Source organism: Streptomyces sp. NPDC006512 (genome assembly GCF_040611935.1).
Taxonomy (GTDB): domain Bacteria; phylum Actinomycetota; class Actinomycetes; order Streptomycetales; family Streptomycetaceae; genus Streptomyces.
Window position 1 is genome coordinate 1 of the sequence record NZ_JBEXPG010000039.1, and the last position, 18,392, is coordinate 18,392.

At 66.7% G+C, this 18,392-nt stretch carries 13 protein-coding genes and 1 pseudogene; 7 read left to right on the top strand and 7 right to left on the bottom strand.

Annotated elements, in window-relative coordinates:
* On the bottom strand, positions 1-1,092 hold a 1,092-nt coding region (locus ABZZ17_RS25505; protein ID WP_356878857.1), incomplete at its 3' end, for an ALF repeat-containing protein.
* Positions 1,093-1,666: 574 nt separating this feature from the next.
* Here ABZZ17_RS25505 and ABZZ17_RS25510 point away from each other — a divergent pair.
* Together ABZZ17_RS25510 and ABZZ17_RS25515 are read left to right on the top strand one after the other, a co-directional pair.
* Positions 1,667-3,088: a S1 family peptidase gene (locus ABZZ17_RS25510; protein ID WP_356878859.1), complete on the top strand. Its 1,422-nt coding sequence runs from the start codon at positions 1,667-1,669 to the stop codon at positions 3,086-3,088.
* An 85-nt stretch (positions 3,089-3,173) separates the two neighbouring features.
* Positions 3,174-3,392 carry a hypothetical protein gene (locus ABZZ17_RS25515; protein WP_356878861.1) on the top strand — a complete coding sequence of 73 codons (219 nt, stop codon included), beginning with the start codon at positions 3,174-3,176 and terminating at the stop codon, positions 3,390-3,392.
* A 370-nt stretch (positions 3,393-3,762) separates the two neighbouring features.
* On the opposite strand, the gene ABZZ17_RS25520 is transcribed toward ABZZ17_RS25515, so the two are convergent.
* Entirely contained in the window at positions 3,763-3,936 is a 174-nt protein-coding gene (locus ABZZ17_RS25520) for a hypothetical protein (RefSeq protein ID WP_356878863.1), read from the bottom strand.
* Positions 3,937-4,683: 747 nt separating this feature from the next.
* Complete coding sequence (locus ABZZ17_RS25525; protein ID WP_356878865.1) at positions 4,684-5,940, bottom strand: beta-propeller fold lactonase family protein; 1,257 nt, start codon at positions 5,938-5,940, stop codon at positions 4,684-4,686.
* Positions 5,941-6,168: 228 nt separating this feature from the next.
* On the opposite strand from ABZZ17_RS25525, the gene ABZZ17_RS25530 reads away from it, so the two are divergent.
* Positions 6,169-6,642, top strand: a complete 474-nt coding sequence (locus ABZZ17_RS25530) for a MarR family transcriptional regulator (RefSeq protein WP_356878867.1) — start codon at positions 6,169-6,171, stop codon at positions 6,640-6,642.
* A 75-nt stretch (positions 6,643-6,717) separates the two neighbouring features.
* Positions 6,718-8,295, top strand: a complete 1,578-nt coding sequence (locus ABZZ17_RS25535) for an MFS transporter (RefSeq protein ID WP_356878989.1) — start codon at positions 6,718-6,720, stop codon at positions 8,293-8,295.
* 192 nt (positions 8,296-8,487) lie between these two features.
* Here ABZZ17_RS25535 and ABZZ17_RS25540 read toward each other — a convergent pair.
* Positions 8,488-8,655 (bottom strand): annotated as a pseudogene (locus ABZZ17_RS25540) (pirin); the annotation flags it as partial.
* A gap of 93 nt (positions 8,656-8,748) precedes the next feature.
* Between ABZZ17_RS25540 and ABZZ17_RS25545 the strand changes: the two are divergent.
* Complete coding sequence (locus tag ABZZ17_RS25545; RefSeq protein ID WP_356878869.1) at positions 8,749-9,903, top strand: tyrosine-type recombinase/integrase; 1,155 nt, start codon at positions 8,749-8,751, stop codon at positions 9,901-9,903.
* Between the two features lie 87 nt (positions 9,904-9,990).
* On the opposite strand, the gene ABZZ17_RS25550 is transcribed toward ABZZ17_RS25545, so the two are convergent.
* Together ABZZ17_RS25550 and ABZZ17_RS25555 are read right to left on the bottom strand one after the other, a co-directional pair.
* Positions 9,991-10,887: a VRR-NUC domain-containing protein gene (locus ABZZ17_RS25550; RefSeq protein ID WP_356878871.1), complete on the bottom strand. Its 897-nt coding sequence runs from the start codon at positions 10,885-10,887 to the stop codon at positions 9,991-9,993.
* A 519-nt stretch (positions 10,888-11,406) separates the two neighbouring features.
* Positions 11,407-16,377, bottom strand: coding sequence for a hypothetical protein (locus ABZZ17_RS25555; protein WP_356878873.1), 4,971 nt, complete (start codon positions 16,375-16,377; stop codon positions 11,407-11,409).
* A 267-nt stretch (positions 16,378-16,644) separates the two neighbouring features.
* Between ABZZ17_RS25555 and ABZZ17_RS25560 the strand changes: the two genes are divergently transcribed.
* Positions 16,645-17,055, top strand: a complete 411-nt coding sequence (locus tag ABZZ17_RS25560) for an NUDIX hydrolase (RefSeq protein WP_356878991.1) — start codon at positions 16,645-16,647, stop codon at positions 17,053-17,055.
* An 8-nt stretch (positions 17,056-17,063) separates the two neighbouring features.
* Here ABZZ17_RS25560 and ABZZ17_RS25565 read toward each other — a convergent pair whose 3' ends face one another.
* Positions 17,064-17,252 carry a helix-turn-helix domain-containing protein gene (locus ABZZ17_RS25565; protein WP_356878875.1) on the bottom strand — a complete coding sequence of 63 codons (189 nt, stop codon included), beginning with the start codon at positions 17,250-17,252 and terminating at the stop codon, positions 17,064-17,066.
* A 198-nt stretch (positions 17,253-17,450) separates the two neighbouring features.
* On the opposite strand from ABZZ17_RS25565, the gene ABZZ17_RS25570 reads away from it, so the two are divergent.
* On the top strand, positions 17,451-18,377 hold the full coding sequence (locus ABZZ17_RS25570) for a DUF5655 domain-containing protein (RefSeq protein WP_356878877.1): 927 nt from the start codon (positions 17,451-17,453) through the stop codon (positions 18,375-18,377).
* Positions 18,378-18,392: the final 15 nt, after the last annotated feature.

Here is an 18,392-nt window from a genome sequence, read left to right on the forward strand (position 1 = left end):
GGCGATCGCGGGGTTGTCGGCGGGGGGGGGGGGTTCCCGGGGGGCGGGGGGGGGGGCCGGGGCGCCCGGGGCCGCCGCGGCCGCGCGCCCGGCGGCGGACTGCGCGATGCGTGCGGCGCCGATCGCGGTGGCGGCGGCCGCGGCCGCGCCGTTGGCCGCGCTCGCGGCGCTGTTCGCGGCACTGGCTGCCTTGCGCACGTCCTGCTGGGCGGCCCGTGCTTCGTCCGCTGCCTTCAGAGCGGCGGTCTTGGCCTCGGCAGCGGCCTGCTTGGCGTTGTCGGAGGCGGCGACGGCCTGCTCCGTCTGCAGCTGGGCCCGTTGGCCCTCCCGCTCGACGATGGCGACCAGCTGGTCGATGGTCGCCGCTTCCTCGTCACGGGCCCGTGCGATGTACTGGCCGGAGCCGAGGAACTGGCGGATCGCCTCGGGCGTACCTTGGCTCAGCGCCCTTTCCGCGTACTTCTTCACCTCGGGCGAAGCGGTGGAGAGGATGGTGAAGACCTCGGCCCGGTCGTCCTCCTGCTGCGCGGTGAACTGGGTGGTCGTCAGGAAGGTGTCGAGGGCCTTGGCGGTCCCGAGGTTCAGCGCCTTGGCGGCCTCACGCTTGACGCCCGCACCGCTGTGGTTCATGACGGTGAAGACCTCGGCCCGGAGATCGGTCTCCAGTGCCTTCGTGTAACCACCCGCCAGGAACGTGGCGACGGCGCTGTCCCCGGCCGACAGCGCCGCACCGGCCGACTGCTGGACCGACTTGCCCGCGTAGGGCAGGGCGGAGAGGATCGCGAAGCGGTTGTCATACGCCTTGGCGGCGGGCAGTTGGGAGGTGAGGAAGGCTGCGACGGCCGCCGGGGAACCGGCGAGCGCGGCGGCGGCCTCCTCGCGGACGGCACGGCCTCCCGTCTTGTACGCCCACACCGCCTTGCCCCTGTCAGTGGCGGGCAGGCCGGTGGGATCCGTGCTCGTGCCCTCGGCCGCCCGGGCGGGCGTGGCGACCAGAGCGAGGGTCGAGGACAGCGCGGGGACGGCGGCGACGCCGGCCGCGGTAGTGAGGATCCGGCGTCTGCTCCAGAACGCCGGCGGCAACTCGGTCATGTATTCCCCGTGGTAGGCAGCGAGGCAGACAGCACGGCAGCGCGCACCAGGACTTCCGGAAAGGACAGTTGGTGTGTGCAACATCGGTCTGCAAGTGCGAAGGGGCACACCGTATGCCGCAGCATCACTGAAAATCAACCATGGTTGATCGGCCATCAACTTTCGTTTATTGGCGAAAAGTTATCGACGGTTGACGCATCGCCGAGGTGGCGGCAGCGTTCCGGCGCGGGGCCGCCGGCGCCCTGGGTATCGGACCCCAAGATCAACCAACGTTGATCAGACCTCATCCATCATTGATAAATGCGCGGTCGACCCGCTAACGTCTCCCCGGAAGATCACCACCAGGGATCCGGGCGAGGGATCCGGCTCGGGGCCGGCAAGAGAGATCCGCGCAACTGCCATGCACCGGCAGCGAGTTGGAGCAGCATGTCTCATCGCTCCCGTACGCACGGCATGCGTACGGCTTCGCGCCGGCGATTCGGGGTGGAGCCCCCATGGCGCGCGCCTCCGCTCCGTTGATCATCCACTGCGGACCGCCGCAGCCAACAACTCCCGATCCGTAAGGAAGTTCCGCATGCATGTCCTCCGTCCGCGCACCGCGCAGATGACCTGCCTCCTTGCCACGGCCACGGCCACCGCGGTTGCGGCGGGGCTGGTATCGGCCGGTCCCGCCGTGGCCCTTCACGGCCCCGAGGCCCTGGCCGGTCAGCACGCGTACGTCGTGAAGCTGAACATCGGCGACGAGACGAACAGCCGCGCCTGCGCGGGCACTCTGGTCGACGCCTCCTGGGTCCTGACCGCCGCGAGCTGCTTCGGCGCCACGCCCGGCGACGCGGTACCGGCCGGGAAGCCGGCCCTCAAGGCCGTCGTGACCCTCGGCGACGCGAAGACCGTCGAGGTCAGTGAGCTCGTCCCGCGCACCGACCGCGACGTGGTCCTGGCCCGACTGGCCACCCCCACGACCGGCATCGCGGGCGTCAAGCGCGCCAACAGTGCCCCCGCGGCCGGAGCCGAGCTGACGGCGGCCGGGTTCGGACGGACGAAGACGGAGTGGGTCCCCGGCAAGCTCCACACCGGCACCTTCACCACCAACTCCAGCACCGCCACCACCCTGGCCGTCACCGGCAAGGGCGCCGACGTCCTGTGCAAGGGCGACACGGGCGGCCCGCTCCTGAACGCCGCCGGTGAGCTCGTCGGCGTCAACTCCCGCTCCTGGCAAGGCGGCTGCCTCGGCACCGACGCCGCCGAAACCCGTACGGGCGCCATCTCCGCGCGGACGGACGACCTGGGGCAGTGGATCCACGACCACACCTTCGTGGCGGCGGCGACCGTTGGCGTACACCGTCCCGCCGATTCGACGTTCTACAAGGCGGACCGGAGCGGAAAGCTGTCGGGACAGGCGGTCTTCGGTGCCCAGGGTGACGTTCCGCTGACAGGCGACTGGAACCGGGACAAGAAGGACACGTTCGGCGTGTACCGGCCCAGCGATCAGGGCTTCTACCTGTCCGACGACAACCTCTCGGTCGCCGTGGCGCGCAAGTTCGGCAACCCGGGCGACGTGCCGCTCGTCGGTGACTGGGACGGTGACGGTGTCGACACGATCGGCGTCTACCGTCCCTCGGACCTGTCGTTCAACCTGTCCAACGACAACGTCTCGGTGGCCTACTCGCTCGTGATGGGGGTCGATGGTGACACCCCGATGGTTGGGGACTGGAACGGCGACGGCAAGGACACGATAGGTGTCTACCGCTCTTCGGACACGACGTTCTACCTCACCGATTCACAGACTTCCGCCCCGGTCGACCACAAGGTGAAGTTCGGGAACCCCGGCGACGTCCCGATCAAGGGTGACTGGAACGGCGACGGCACCGACAAGGTCGGTATCCACCGGCCGGCGGAATCCGGCTTCTACGGCGCCGCGAAGGACTCCGACACCGTGATCTACAACGTCCGCTTCGGCAACCCCACGGACAACCCCATCATCGGGCAGTGGTAGCCACCCTCCGCACCGGTCCACCCTCCAGAGCCCGCCTCCAGCACCCGGCGGTATCGCCGGCACCACCGGCTGACACCAGCTGATCGTGGCCGTCCTGATGCGCTGGACACTGCTGCATCTGGACGCCCGGGAGCAGTACGTCGACTGGGAGGATCACGCGCGGATCTATCTGGCCAAGGTTTCGGGGCGCGGAACGCAGACAGAGGTCAGCCAGCGCCTCGTGGCCATTCTCGGCCAGAGGACCCTTGGGGAAGAGCTCAACGGATCACGGGGCAGACCGTCCTTGTCGGAACAGCGGCCTTGAGCAAGCCGGGCCCGCTCGATGCCCTCACCTCCCAGGTGGGGGCATTTCTGCATTGCGGGCCTGGTCAGGTAGCTAGGCTGGCGGTCTGTGGGCTGCAAGGGCTTTCGAGTGGACAACGGACAACGGAGAGCTCTGTCCAGCACTTGGGCTATGCGTTTGGGTTCAACCGCGGGCTCCGGGCCGGTGGGTCTGGCTGAGGGGTGAACAGTCCGTGAGTACTGCCTGGAAGCCCGCGCCCGCTCGCACCTCGCGTAGATGACCAGGTCGCGCTGGATCTGCTCGACGGACTCGTCAGCGCCGCGGTAGCGAGCACATCGAAGCCCCCTCCCGACCTTTTCAGTGGAGGGGGCTTCGATGACCGCAGAACCCGTCAGGCCGACCGCGTCACGGTGTACGTCCCTGGCGCGTCCTCAACGATGCTCATCGACTCGCCCTCGTGCCGGTACTCCAGGTGTAGGGCACCCTCGTCGTAGTGGAAGTAGGCATCCGCCGGAACCGCCTCGTCGCCGTCCCCGCACCTCTTCCCTCCCAGATCACCGTCCATCCAACGGCCCCGGTCGGGGCGAGGGTCATCGTGACCCACTCGGCGCTCCGGGGGTCTCGCCGAGCCCCTCACGGGCTCACCTTCCGTGCCGCCAGGTGCGCCGCACGGCCGGCGGCACGTGGTCGTGCCGGCCGTGCGGTGCGGCAGCCCGCGAGGGGCCCGGTGCCGCTACGGAGCCGCGGGGATCAAGACGGGCTGGCCCGTGATGACGAGGGTGAAAACGCGTCCGGGGGGACCGGGAGGGCCCGCAGGTCCGGCTACTCCCTGGGGTCCGGCGGGCCCGGCTGATCCCGGGCTGCCGGCTGGGCCGGGGACCCCCGGAGCGCCCTGGGCTCCAGGAGGACCGGGGGCTCCAGCCGGTCCAGCCGGTCCAGCCGGTCCGGGAGGTCCCGGAGGTCCGGGAGGAAACGGAGGCTCTCCGGGGTGGGACTCGCACGACTCGTCCCATGGCCCTCCCTCGGCGCATCCGTCGTACTGCGGAGGCGGATCCACCGTCAGGTACTGCCCGTCCGACGGGTCCTGCGGGGTGGCGGCGGCTGCGGGCACCGCGAAACCGGCACCCGTCAGGGCGAGCGAGACAACGGCTCCGGCGACCCATCCGGTCCGGCGTGGCGGACCGCTCCGCCACGTTGCTGCTGTGCTTCCAGAGCTTTCAGACGGCATGCGCTTACTCCTGATCATTGTCCGCTGGAAGTGAACCCGGGGCCGTGGGCAGACGAAGGCTGCCTTCGGGTCGTCGCGAGGCCGTCATGGCGTGGCACAGACGGCGTACGGGGTGAGGGTGACGTCGTCCCGCGTCCTGTTCTGCCCGTTCACCTCCCAGTCGTTGGTGCCGGGTACCGGCCTGCTGACGAACTGATCCGGTGCGGGACCAGTGGATCCGAAGCCGCCGCCCGTCAGCACGCTGCCGGCCGGACAGGACACCTTTGAGGTACCCGGCACGGAGCCCAGGTCGATTCCGATCAGCGCGCCTTCGGGACTGTCGATGGTCGCGGAGACGGAGTTGGTGGCGAGGTCGATGACGGATACCCCGTGCGCGCCGTTGGGGTGGCTGACGTACAGCCGGGCTCCGGTGGGGGAAACCGCCATTTCCGCGGGATCCCCGGTGGTGGGGATCGAAGTGACGACGCTGTTCGTGGCGGCATCGATGACCGCCACCCGGGCGTTGTTCCGGTCGGCGACGTAGACGCGCTTTCCGTCCAGCGAGACCTCCACGCCTTCCAGCCCCTGGTTGACCGGAATCGGCACCACGACCGTGTTGGTGGCGGTGTCGATGACCGATACCTCGCCCGAGGAGTTCTCGGTGACGTAGACACGTGCGCCGCTCGGCGAGATGGCCACCCTTCGCGGTGCGCTCGGCCCGACGCCCACCGTCGTGATGAGCGTCATGGTGGCGGAGTCGATCACCGCCACCACACCTGCGCCCCGGTAGGCGACGTAAAGGCGTTTCCCGTCCGGGGATACCGCCAGCCCGTTCGGGAGCGTGTCCGCCCCCGTCTCGAGGGTGCCCACGACGGCATTGGTGGCGGTGTTGATCGCCACCACGCGGTTGGCCAGGCCGTTCCCCTCCACGGTGACATAGGCGCGACTGTCGTCCGGCGAGATGGCCACGCTCTCCGGAGTGCCGTTCCCCGTGGGGATTTCGGCCACCACGGTGTTGGTGAGAGCGTCGATCGCCGACACGGCGCCCGAGTCCCGCTCCGTCACGTACACCTTCTTGCCGTTTCGGGTGGCGGCGACCTGCAGGGGCCCGCTGAACGCTCCGGTGTCGATGCTCGTCACGAGGGCGTTGGTGGCGGTGTCGAACACCCGGACCTTGTTCTGGCCCGTGTTGGCGACGTATGCGTACGTGCCGGGTGCCGCAGGAGCCGCCAGTGCGACGGACGGCGTCAGAACGGCTGCGGCAGCGAGTACCGTGCACGATGCTTTCCGAACGCCGCGCTTCGACACGTACCCCCGGACGCTCCCCACAAGCGGATTCCCGCGAACGGCGAAGTGCTGCATGGATCCTCCTCGAACGACCCGATCAGGGAGTGTCCCTGTTCGAGCTGCGAGGAACGTTGTATGCGTAGGTATATCTGATTATCAATCACGACATGTCGCCAGTACTCCAAATGCCGCCATCTGGCCTAGGAGTCAGCGCGGTGCGTGATGGCCGGGACGGCGATCCCCCGACCGGACGAGCAATTAAGTATGTTGACATAGGTATCTAGGCATACTTATATTGCCCGTATGGCCACCCCCAGCGCGTCCGAGCAGGACATCCGGCAGATCGCGTCAGCGATGTCGGCCGTCCTGCCCGCGCTGAACCGGGCACTCGACCGGCGTCTCGCCCAGGACTTTCCGCACCCCAAGCCGCCCGAGAGCCAGCTCGCGCTCCTGCGGCTCGTCGGCGAGCGTGACGGTGTCACGGTGCGCGAGGCCGCCGAGGTCCTGCTGATGAAGCCGAACAACGTGAGCGCCCTGGTCACCCAGCTGGCGAGCCAGGGGCTGCTGGAGCGCAGGCAGGACTCCGCGGACAAGCGGGTCGCGCATCTGCACCTGACGGCCGAGGCCCGGCAGCGCCTCGCCGAGGTCGGGAGCCTCCTGGACGGCTACCTCGTCGAGGCCCTGCACACCCTCACGGACGGGGATCTCGACGCCATCGGGTCGGTGCTCGGCGCGCTGCGGGGCATGGCGCGGCACATTCACCCCGCCGCCCACTGACGGCTCTCGCGCACCCGCGTCCCGTCGCCCTTCACCTGTACGAGGAAGCAAGGCATCTCCGTGTCCTCCACTGCCGTGGACAGCTCTCCCCTGCCCGCACACATCCGCCCCGCCGCTCCGGTGGGCCGCCGCGCCAATCCCTGGCTGACGCTCGTCGCCGTCGCCTTCGGCCTGTTCATGGTCGGTCTGGACGGCTCCGTCGTCGCGATCGCCAACCCGGAGATCGGCCGGGACCTGAACGCCTCCACCGCCGATCTGCAATGGGTCACCAACTCCTACCTGCTGGCGCTGGCCGCCGCCCTGATCCTCGGCGGAAAGCTCGGTGACCGCTTCGGCCGGCGCACCTTCTACCTGGTCGGAGTCGTCGGCTTCACGCTCGCGTCGGTCGCCATCGGCCTGGCCGGATCGATCGAGGGCGTCATCGTCTTCCGCGCCGTACAGGGCTTCTTCGGCGCGCTGTTGATGCCCAACACGCTCGGGTTGCTGCGCGCGGTGTTCCCGCCGAAGAAGTTCGGCATGGCCGTGGGCATCTGGGCGATGGTGTCGTCGGTGTCCACCGCGCTCGGCCCCATCGTCGGCGGGCTCCTCGTCGAGCACGTCAACTGGGAGTCCGTCTTCTACATCAACGCTCCGATCGGCGTGCTCGCGCTCGTCTTCAGCGCACTCGTCCTGCCGCAGAGCAAGAACGCCTCCGCCTCCGGCGACCAGCGCTTCGACGTCCCCGGTGTCGTCCTGCTCGCCCTCGGACTGCTCATCGTCGTGTTCGGTGTGGTCAAGGGCGAGACGTGGGGCTGGAGTTCCGGCTCGACGCTGGGCACGCTCGCCGCCGGCCTCGCGATCCTCCTGGTGTTCGGCTGGTACGAAACCCGGGTGGAGCACCCACTGCTGCCCATGCGGCTGTTCCGCAACCGCGCGCTGACCATCGGCGCGATCATCACGGCGATCAACTTCTTCGTCCTGCTCGGCGTGATCTTCTTCGTGATGCTGTACCTCCAGAACGTACGCGGCTTCACCCCCGTCGAAGCGGGCGTGCGCACCCTGCCGCTGAGCCTGGCCTCCGTGGTCGCCTCGCCGCTGGGCGCGAAGCTCACCGAGAAGTACGGCGCCGGGCTGTCCATGCCGCTCGGCATGGCGCTGCAAGGCGGCGCCGCATTCGGCGTGCTCGCATGTGGCGTGGACTCGCCGTACATCGCCATGTGGCCGCCCTTCATCGCCCTGGGCCTCGGCGTCGGCATGGTCATGGCCGCCTCCTCCGACGCCATCGTCGGCAACTCCCCGGTCAAGGACGCCGGCGTCGCGGGCGGCCTCCAGGCCACCGCGCTCCAGATCGGCGGCGCGCTCGGAACCTCCGTACTGGTCTCCCTGATCAGCAGCCGGGTCAACTCGACCCTGACCGCCGAACTCACCTCCGCCGGGGTGCCCGCGCCCATGGCCGAGGGCTTGCACGGGGCCAAGGACGCGGTCGCCATGGGCATCTCACCCGTCTCCGGAGACATGCCGGCGCAGCTGAAGGCCGCGGTGATCGAAGGCAGCGGCCAGGCATTCATCAACGGAGTCCACACCGCCGCGCTCGTCACCGGCGCCCTGTGCGTCATCGGCGCCGCCCTCGCCGCAACCGGCATACGACGCAACCCGCAGGGCGCCCGCCACTAGGAGGTTACCGGGACCGGACGGCCCGGCCGGGATCACGAGTCCGCAGGAACGCGGCTCACGCCCGGCCGGGCCGATTCCACACGCCCTCGCCGAGCACACGACCGAGATCACGTCGACTCCCGCCCGCCCCCTAGAAGCGGAACGATGCGAACCGCCACGTGCAGCCCGCATCCTTGATGACATCTGCGCTGTTCAGCGCGTTCTACCCCTGGGCTTCAAGCGAGTTGGGGGAAGTTCCGGGGCAGGAATCGGAGGACCGTCGTAGCCCTTTACTTCGCCGTAGCGGGTGCCTTCCGTCCAGTCCTTGCGGAACTGGACGATCTCCTCGTTGGAGCGACCGATCCAGTTCCAGAACGTAACACGAGATATCCGTCTTCGTGCAGGTCAGGAATGGATTGGAACCTCTGGGGTCAGCAAAAGGTCAGCATTGGCGCCCCAGGAGTCCCGCACCGCATGGCAACGAAGTCTCTGCCCCACGGCATGGGCACCTTCTACAAGGACTGCGAGCACCCGCAGTCCCGCTGGTCGAAGTGCCCACACGACTACACGCTCCGTTACCGCAACGCGGCCGGGAAGCAGACCGAGGAGGCAGGCTTCTCCACCCAGGAGAAGGCCATCGCCCGCCTCACCGCGGTCTACCAGGAGAAGAAGGCCGCTCCCCGGAACCGGAGCAAGGCCGACCGCATCCAGAAGTACGGCGCGATGCAGTTCCGCGAGTACACCGCGGAGTGGAAGGCCGGCCAGCGCGACCTCGCCGAGTCGTCGCTCCGCACCCTGGAGTCCCTGCTCGAGCACCACATCCTCCCGACGCTCGGCAGCCGCCGAATGAGCACCTTCGACCACAAGGTCGTCGACGGTTTCATCCGGACCATGGAGCGCAACGGCGCCGGCCTCGCCACCCAGTCCAACGCCTTCGACAAGGTGAAGTCCGTCCTCCTGGACGCCTACCGGCTCGGCATCTACACCGAGAACCCGGTCCTGGGCGTCAAGCCCCCGCAGTACGACCCCGAGCGCGCGGTCATCCCCTCCCCCGCCCAGCTCCGCGACATACGCACCGCCGGCGACGACCGCTTCCTCCTCATCGCCGATCTCATGAGCGGCTGCGGCATGCGCAACGGCGAGGCCTTCGCCGTCAACCTCAACAACCTCGTCGCAAGCGACGTCTACCGCATCACCGAACAGGTCAACCAGACCACCAAGACCTACGGCCGCCTCAAGCACCGCAAGCCCACCGACTACCGCGACGTCCCCCTCCCAGCCCGCGTCCGCGAAACCATCGAGTGGTACGCCGACAAACACGGCACGGTCGACGGCTACCTCCTCCGCCACCCCATGGACCCGACGAAGCCGTACCTCGCCTATTACCTCCAGAACCAGTGGCAACGCATCAAGCGCGCAGGCGAGGTCGACGTCCCCGACGGCATGGTGATCTACAGCCTCCGCCACTTCTTCGCCTCGAACTGCTTCACCAACGGCATCCCCATCACCGACGTCGCCGAGTGGATGGGCCATAAGAGCCTCGACATCACCTTCAAGATCTACCGCCACCTCATGCCCGGCTCCATCGGCAAAGCCGCCAAGATCCTCGACGTGGGCCTGGCGGCGTAGATGTCTCTGACAGGCCGACGCCGCTGCAAGGTGAGGCCCACCAGTTTAGGCGGGCGAGGCGAGTTGACTGAGCCGGGGGCACTGAGTTCAGCGCCGTGGAAGCTGTTTTGTCCTGTGCACTTTGGCAAGTTTCACGGGTAGGTGCAGGCAAGCGCTGTTGTTCGTGATCCAGTCGCGCTGATCCTCACTCAGCTTGTCGCTGCTCGACTTAACTTCGGTGAACTGGACATCTGCGACCCCGGCCGTACTCTCCCGCCAGGACACCAAGTCAGGCCATCCCAGATATCTTCCCCAGTAGTCGTCTGCAAGGAACCGGAGGACCCTCTTGATCTGGTCCGGTCCCAAGATTTCGATGAGCTTGCGGCCGCGCTCGACGTCAGAGGCCTGATACGCCCAGAGGTACTGCCGCAAGTCCTGCGCATACGAGCTCCAGTGGTCGAAGACCCACAGAAGCTCATCCGCCGTGCGTGGAAGGCTCTCGAGATGCTCCTTCAACGAATCTGCACGACGGCTGGCGTGGGAAGGGCTGCCGAAGTCGTCGGGAAGCATCGTCCAAATGAGCCCCTCCCGGCCGACATCCGCCCCGTCGCGCGCACCGAAGCCGGCTGGCCGGCTTCGAGGATCCCTCGGATCCTGCACCCACAACCACATCAAGGTGGCATAGAGCGCTTGAAATGGCCTGCTCTCGCAGAACATGACCTGCCGCCCTGCCTTGCGCATGTGGTGGGCCACGAACTCCTCGACGCTCACAGCGATATTGAGATCTACCGAGTCAAGCGGCACCACTTGTACATGGCCGATGGTCGGGGTGACATAACATGCCGGGAAGTCCTCAACCACTACCTGACAAGAGGCCAGCACCTCCGCCTCTGACGGCCTGGTGAAGTCGTACTTCGGATCACGTTCGTGCCGGTCTCGGATCTCACGAACAATCGATCGCTGGATGGCTTCGTATTTGTCCCGATGCTCGTGGGAGAGCGCCATTACCACAGGCTGCCCGTCGGGCCCCGTCAACGGCAGTCCCTGCTCCAACGCCCACTGAATGAAGCGGTGGTTTGCCTCCTTGTAGATCTCTCGCCAGTAGTACCGGTGGACCAAACTGGCAGCCCCACGGTGTGGCCTCGTCGGGAATGCTGGAGGCACCTCTCCGCGGCACTCGTGGCATACGCCGTCCGCAAGGGGGAGGGTGACATCGAACGGAAGACGGGTCTGGGCGTCCACACCCCGTGTGGCCTGATGAGGAAGTACGTAAAGGGCGAGTTCCCGATCACACGAGCACGTGAGAACGGCCTGGCACTGCAGGCATGTGTACTTCCGCAGCAGCTCGTACGGGTTCGCTATCGACAAGGATTCATGTCGACACTCTCTATGATCCTTCATCCGTTCCAACCCTGCCCCACATGCAAGAGTCCTTCAGCTCCCGATCGTCGCATGAAGAAGCTCACGTTGCAGCCGATTTTCCTGGCAGAGCCATTTGGCTCGGCACACCCCCTGCCTAGAGTTCTACTCGTCAATCCTCTGGAGTTCGACAGCTCGGCTGTCGCCGGCCGCGGCAAGAAGATCAACGATAAGGCGCCACCGAGTCAACGCCGTAGCATCAAGAATCATTGCTTCGCGGAGTTCAGCCAGCCAGTGGGTGACAAACCAGCAGCGGTTAGCCAATTCGCCGTAGTGGCCGTCAATGATACGTTCGAGCCATGTCAGTCCTGTCGTGCACTGCCAGGGATAGGGGGCAGTGCGGGCGAACTGTGCCAGCGCATCTGCGGCTTTGGGTTCGCTGCTCCCAAGGGAGAGCCATCGTTCGGCCAGCTCACCGAAGGCGTCGGGCGGTAGCCAATCGCAGCGAGCACGGTTGAGGGTTTCGTCGGGGTCTGGGTCGGAGCTGCGTAGCTGCGGAGTCGGCAAGAGTGCAGCGACGGCATAGTCGGACCAGTGCCCATTCCCGTGCAGGTCGGCGCCGGCGTCAATGGCATCGAGTGTGGTCCTGAGGACCAATTGCCACACGGACGGGAGCAGCACGCGGAGCTGGCAATCGTATGTGAAGAGAACGGCGAAGTCGTGAAGCAGCTGCTGCAGGGCTCTGGCATTGGCTGCAAACGTCTTCAGATGCGCAGTAAGCGGCTCAGTTTCACCGGCGGCAGTCAGGTTGATGAGTACTCGGGCTACGAGTTCGCGTTGGGAATCTTGGTAGCCGTCGTATCCCTCGGTCATCCAGTGATCGGTGCCGGTGCGGTGCGCATCCAGCAGAACCGGCAGCAGTGCGGCAGTCTGCTCAGACAAGCAGGCCGTGGTACGGGCGGCGGCGGTACAGGCAATCGGCATGGAAAGTCTATTTACCAGCAAGTCCGCGGTAGGGACGGCCGGCAGGGTGGCCGTGTATGGAGGCGGCAGCAAATGCGGTAGTCGGCGCTGCCCCTGTTGGTTCCAGGGGCCAAGGCGGCAGTCACTGAGACCCGCCTGGACAGCGTTCCACAGCTGCGCATGCCTCCGGCAAAGCGTGTCGTCTTGGGTATCGGTACAGGGGGCAGGCCACACCAGAGCACATCCGGCGACGAAAGCAGTTCGGACTTCGTGGTACAGGCGGGTGGCCAGTGCAGTGAGCGCCTCTTCGATGCGCACTGGGTCAATGCCGAGATGGTCAAATTGTGGGAGGAGCAACGACGGGACGGCTTTCGCGGCTGAGCGGTCTGCGGCCATTGGATACGTCGTCGCTTCATAGCTCATGACGTCAAATTTCGGGTTCACCGCGGCTGCAAGGACGCTGGCTGCCGCCCATCGCAAGTCGTCGTCCGGGATGCTGCAAAGCCCTCGCGCATAACTAACGATAGCGGCGGCCGCAACGGCGGCGAGCGGGTCTTCGGGGTGCAGCGGTCCACTCGTGGGCGGATCGGCAGCGATCTGCCGTGCGAGCGAGATGTCGGCCAGAAGGGTGTCGGCCGGCCATCCGTCTGGGTGCTCGCCGTGGTCGAAGTACGTCAATTCCAGGCGCAGCGCCTCGCTGCCGACCTTGAAGTCTACGATCGAAGGAACGAGCGCTTCTGCGACTGGAACGGGTGGTTCGTACTGTATGACCACCGGGCCGTCCGGGGCCCGGCGGGCGTGGTAGTTCTCGGACCGCAGCACGGACGCCCACCCCTGGACGACAAGAAGCTGGTCGTCCGGATCGTTGTCAAGCTCGGTCTGTGCGTTTTCAACGAGTTGGTCAGCGATTTCAGCGAGGGCGTCGAGCCGGGGCTGGTCGCCCGCGATTATGGCGCGCACGGTCATTTCTGCGGCGGCGTCGCGAGGTGTGAGCCGACGCCGGTTTTCACCTACAGCGTCCTCCGGGTCGGAGCCCCGCACATGGAAGCGACCTTCCGCAGCGGCTCGGTCGAACTCCAGTGACCACACGACTGGGGAGACCAGCCATGGGTCGAGCAGGTCTGACGCCGCTTCGAGGTGACGGATGAGCAGCCCGACGACGAGCCCCTGCATGGCAAGGTTATTGCAGCTCTGCAGCAGCAGATCCACGACCCTCTTGGGAGGAATGTTCAGCTTGTCGATGAGGTGGTCCGAGAATTGCTCGACGGCCAGGAGCGCGCTCATACAAGGGTAGGGGCCGACGGTGGAGCCACGGTACCAACCCCACACATGTCCGTCCCCAACATAGCTCCGGGAGCCGATACCGGGCACGTCGAGTTCGATTCCGACCAGTGCGTTCCTGGACTCGCCGAAGGCCGAGCTGCGGTGTTGCCGAGCGGGCCCCACGCGGGTTGCCGCAGCGTGGTCCAGCATCCGGTTGATCATGCCTAGCGTGTCGACGGGCAGTTGCTGCAACAGCCAGAAGAATGGTCCGTAGTGCCAGGCGGCGAACGGCACGCCGAAGCCGAGCCCGTACCTGTGGTCGCGAATGCCGTCGTCGCGCAGCCCCCATCCACGCGTCTCGTCCGAGTCTGGCTGGTCGATGTAATACGCCTCGGTGAGGTCAAGGAGCAGACGCGGGCGCGTTTGCACGAGGCTGAAAATCACGCCAGTCGACTCGACGGCTGGACGCAGCCGGGCAGGAGCGTTTGCTGCCACGCCTCTCAGCCACTCTTCGGTGCGATCGTCGAAATCAGGGCCGAGCATGACCAGTGCCTCGACCGCGAACTCGTCGTAGCACTCCGGCTTCGAGGCGAGGATGCGATCCCGCACCTGTCGCCGCAGCGGGTTGGCCCCGTGGCCATCGCGGGCCATTCCGCCCAGCCACGCCAGCACCAGCTTGCGGATGGTCCTACCCATGGGCCGCTGCGAGTAGCGGTCGTCCTGTCCGAGGTTGTGGTCGCTGCAGTAGGTGACCGCAACCACTGGCGCAAGCGCGAAGGGGTCTCCAAAACTTCCAGTCACGTAGCGTAGGTCGGCCAGACGCAGCAACGTCTGCAGCCCTTGGTGATCGTTTGCGGCAAGTTCATCCCAGACATGCTCGATCGCTGCCTGCGCATCACCGAGGGTCAACAGCGCTTCGATCGGGACTTCCGACCACCGCTCCCCCTCAGACTGGCTGAGCTGGTCGAATTCGCGGCGCAGCACGCGCCAGACCGCTGCTCGATCCCCGGCGAGCAGCTTGGCTTGGCAGGCCAGCCGCACGGCGCGGATCGTCCATCGGGGTGCTCCAGCCATCCGCAAGGGCTCCCAGCCAGCTGTGAGGAACAGCCGGCACAGCGCGAAGTCGCGAATCAGGTCGGTGGCAAACTCGTCGCCTGAGGCGAATGCTGGGTTGGCCGGCGCGCGCAGAACCGCGTCAGAGCGCAGCTGGGCCCACACCCCGCCAGCCGGCGCTGCACCATCAGGTGTGTTGAGAGCGCGGCGTGCGACTGTCAGCACGGCCTGTTCGCGGTCGTCGGGCGATGCCCTGCCGGGTGTATGTTCCTCATGATTACGGACGAGTCCGTTCCAGACTGCTGCGAACACATCAGCCTCGGAAAGCAGTTCGTTTACCTCAGTCACGGTGCCGGCCCGCAGCAGGACATCCACCAGGCCCGGTCGGCCTACCAGCCATTCAGCCCGGGCATCGGCACTGAGTCGGATCAGCGACTGGAAACTGTCGACGAGCTTGCGGCGGTCTCCAGAAGAGAGTCGCGCCACGGCGTCTTCGGCGGGCACTCCGGCGCCACCTGCCAGCGAAGTGGCGGTCTGCAGTACCTCCTGCACACGTCTCGCCCCGTCCGTGCGAGTGACCGCAACCACGCCCCATCCGGCCTTGAAGGCGGCCGTAGCGAGTTCCCGCATCAGGTCACGCCGGCCTTCGAGGACGGCTTCCGCACCATCAACGACGAGCAGCCGTGTGGGGCGGATATCCCCGGCCATCAGTACGTCTGCCAACGACTGGCCCCCCAGAAGGTGCTCAACCTCAGCTACCGAGACAGGAACGTCACGCAGACTGAGCGAGGCCACCACAGCTCCTTGGTGGGCCAGTTGCTCGGCGGCTCGTAGCGTGAGTGCTGACTTTCCGACGTCGGGTTCACCGGTCACCACCAAACCCGCCCCGGTACGGCCTGCATTGGTCATGACGTCGGCGAGCCGAGCCCGTTCCTCGGCACGGTCCAGTTCCAGCCGCACCTCTCCGGCCGCCAGGTCCGCCCCGGTTCCCTCGCGCAGTCGGCGGGCCAGACCGTCAAGCCGCGACCATGCCTGGTGATAGGACGCGGACCGATTCAACGGATACCCGCTGAGCGCTCGGCGTACCAGCGCCTGATTCACGCGTGCAGCGGACGAAGCCCATCCGCCCGCTATTTCCGCCAGCGCAGAGAACACCTTGTTGGCGGTCTCTACTGTTTCGTCGGCTACCGTCCGCCTCAATGCCGAGATCGCCGTGGTGCGATCACTTCCGTCAACGCCTTCCAGGCGCAGTTGCCGCACCCTCAGGGCGGATAGCCAACGCCACGTCAACTCGCTGGCGGGAATCTTGGCAAGTGCAAGGTCATCCTTGGCAGCCGAAGTCACCAGGGCGTCCAGGTGCTTCAAGCGTGCTCGGACACTGTGGTTCGTCGCCCTCGGCCGCTCAATGGCTTCCCGGAACTCCTGCGGGGAACGGACGGACTGCGCGATCCGCGCCAGTGCATCCGTCTGCTGCACGGCGGTACTCGACACGCCAACGGCCAGCGCAACCCTCCAACGGCCCGCCGCAACCTCATCCCAGTGATCGCATACGACCCGTAGGAATGAATGCACCAGCGGCACCGAGGTCGTATCGCTGGTGGTCAGTTCCGGATCCCTGCGCACTCCGATCGATACGCGCCGCAGCTGGCCGTCGGCCGTGCGGCCCTCTACGACAATGTCATCGATCGGGCTGACGTCGCTGGCTTGCAGCCGCACGACTTGCGGAACGAGGTCATCCCCGAGCTCACCGACCGGATCCTCAGCCAGCAAAGCGGCAAGAAGCGTTGCCGCGTATCGATGCTCCAGCAGGACACCGCCACCACCGGTCGAGTAAGGGGAGGCAGCTCCAGTCGTCACCGCTCCATACTAGGCTTCCATACCCGCCTGGCGCCTCTGTTGAGCCAAACTCGAGGAAGGCCTGGTGAGCGCGCCCCGCAAGATGCAGCAGCAGCGGCCGCGGTGGAGCAAAGGCTCTTCGAGGGATGACGATCGGACAGCCGCCCCTATTCAATTCTCAAAGCAACAACGAGGAGCACGTGAGGGTGACCGACCACAGCGTCCCGTCGGCTATCGCCCAATCTTCGCCCCAACGACGGGAGTGTCGTGAATAACGGACAGGCATCGCTGAATAGCACCGCTGCCCCTGCGCCTTGGGTCGCAGGTGCGGTTGTGGTTCACGAGGGGCGTGTCTTGCTCGTCCGGCGAAGGGTCGCTGAGGGCCAGCTCTCATGGCAGTTCCCGGCGGGCAAGGTCGAGCCGGGCGAGTCCTTCGAGGAAGCCGCCGTCCGCGAGACGAAGGAGGAGGCCGGGGTGGACGTGCTCGCCGTGGTCCCGCTGGGCGAGCGGGTACATCCGATCACCGGACGATGGGTCTCGTACACGGCCTGCGAGCTGGCCGGCGGGACCGCGCATGTCGCGGACGTCGACGAGATAGCCGAAGTCGCGTGGGTGACTCTGTCAGAGATCCCGCGATACATCCCGTACGGACTGTTCGAACCGGTCCAGCGGCACCTGGACGTCGTCCTTCAACCTTGACGTAGATATCAGGACGAGAGCCGGTGCTGCTTGACCCAAGCCTGCACGTCCGAAACCTTGAACTGGATCTTCGCGTTGCGGCCAGCGCCGAACTTGTAGGGGGTAAGCCCCAGGCGTGGCGCTTCCCGGTAGACCCACTGGACGGACATGTTCAGGTAGGTCGCTGTCGACTTGACGTCCATGAATTGCGGCGTCACATGGCACTCCAGGGCTTGCGTGAGGGATCAGAGCCCCGCGCCCTGACGTCCAGCAGCCTCGCAGCGGCCCTCGGGTTTGGTGAGGCCGTGCGTCTCCGGTACATGGTCCTGAGCGAGTAGATGCACCGTGTCCCGCGCCCAGGGGGGAATACCTGGCAGACCAAGCCGATTGTCGCTTCGGATGATCCGAGGACTTGCATGGGGGCGGGCGTGAGTGATCTGAAGGCCTTCCGGATACGGGATGGCCGGGCGGTGGAGATGGCGGGGTCCTCCGTCGCGCTGGAGCGGGAGCTGCAGTCTCTGATCGAGGCCAACATGGAAGCCATGCTCGGCATCCGATTCCTGGCCAGCGAGTACCCCACCGGGCGCCACCGCGGGCGGATCGACTCCCTTGGGCTGGACGAGACCGGGACGCCCGTGATCATCGAGTACAAGAGAACCCGGGACAAGGAGGTCATCACCCAGGCGCTCTCCTACCTGGCGTGGCTCGAGGACAGTCACGCAGAGTTCGAAGGCCTGGTGCGTGACCGGCTCGGGGCTGCTGCCGTGGAGACGGTCGACTGGACCAATCCGCGGCTGGTCTGCGTGGCCGGCGACTTCACCTCGCACAGTGCCGTCGCGCTGGAGGTCATCGGGCGCCGGATCGACCTCATGGCCTACCGGATGTTCGAGGACGTCGTGACGCTGCAGTTGGTGGCTTCGGTCGGCGGCCAGGCTGCGCCGGTCCGTCGGCGGGTGTCAGCTGCCTCGGAGCCGGCGGGGACGACGATCCCGAAGTCGGTGCAGCAGTACCTCGACGAAGCCCCGCAGGACCTGCAGGACCTGTTCGCGGATCTGGACGCCGTGCTGCTGGCATACGGGGACGTCCGCCGGGAGGCCCAGGTCCACTACTTCGCGTACCGCAGGATCAAGAACGTCGCGACCGTGCGCGTCCAGCCGCGCAATCGGGTCCTGGTGCTGAACTTGAAGGTGGATCCGCGGACTGTCCAACTGGTCGAGGGGTTCTCCCGGGACGTGAGCGGTCTGGGGCGCCTCGGGACCGGAGACCTGGAGGTACGGATCAGGTCGCACGAGGATCTGGAGCAGGCTGGTGAGCTGATCCGACAGAGCATCGACGCAGGCTGATCACCACCAGGGCAG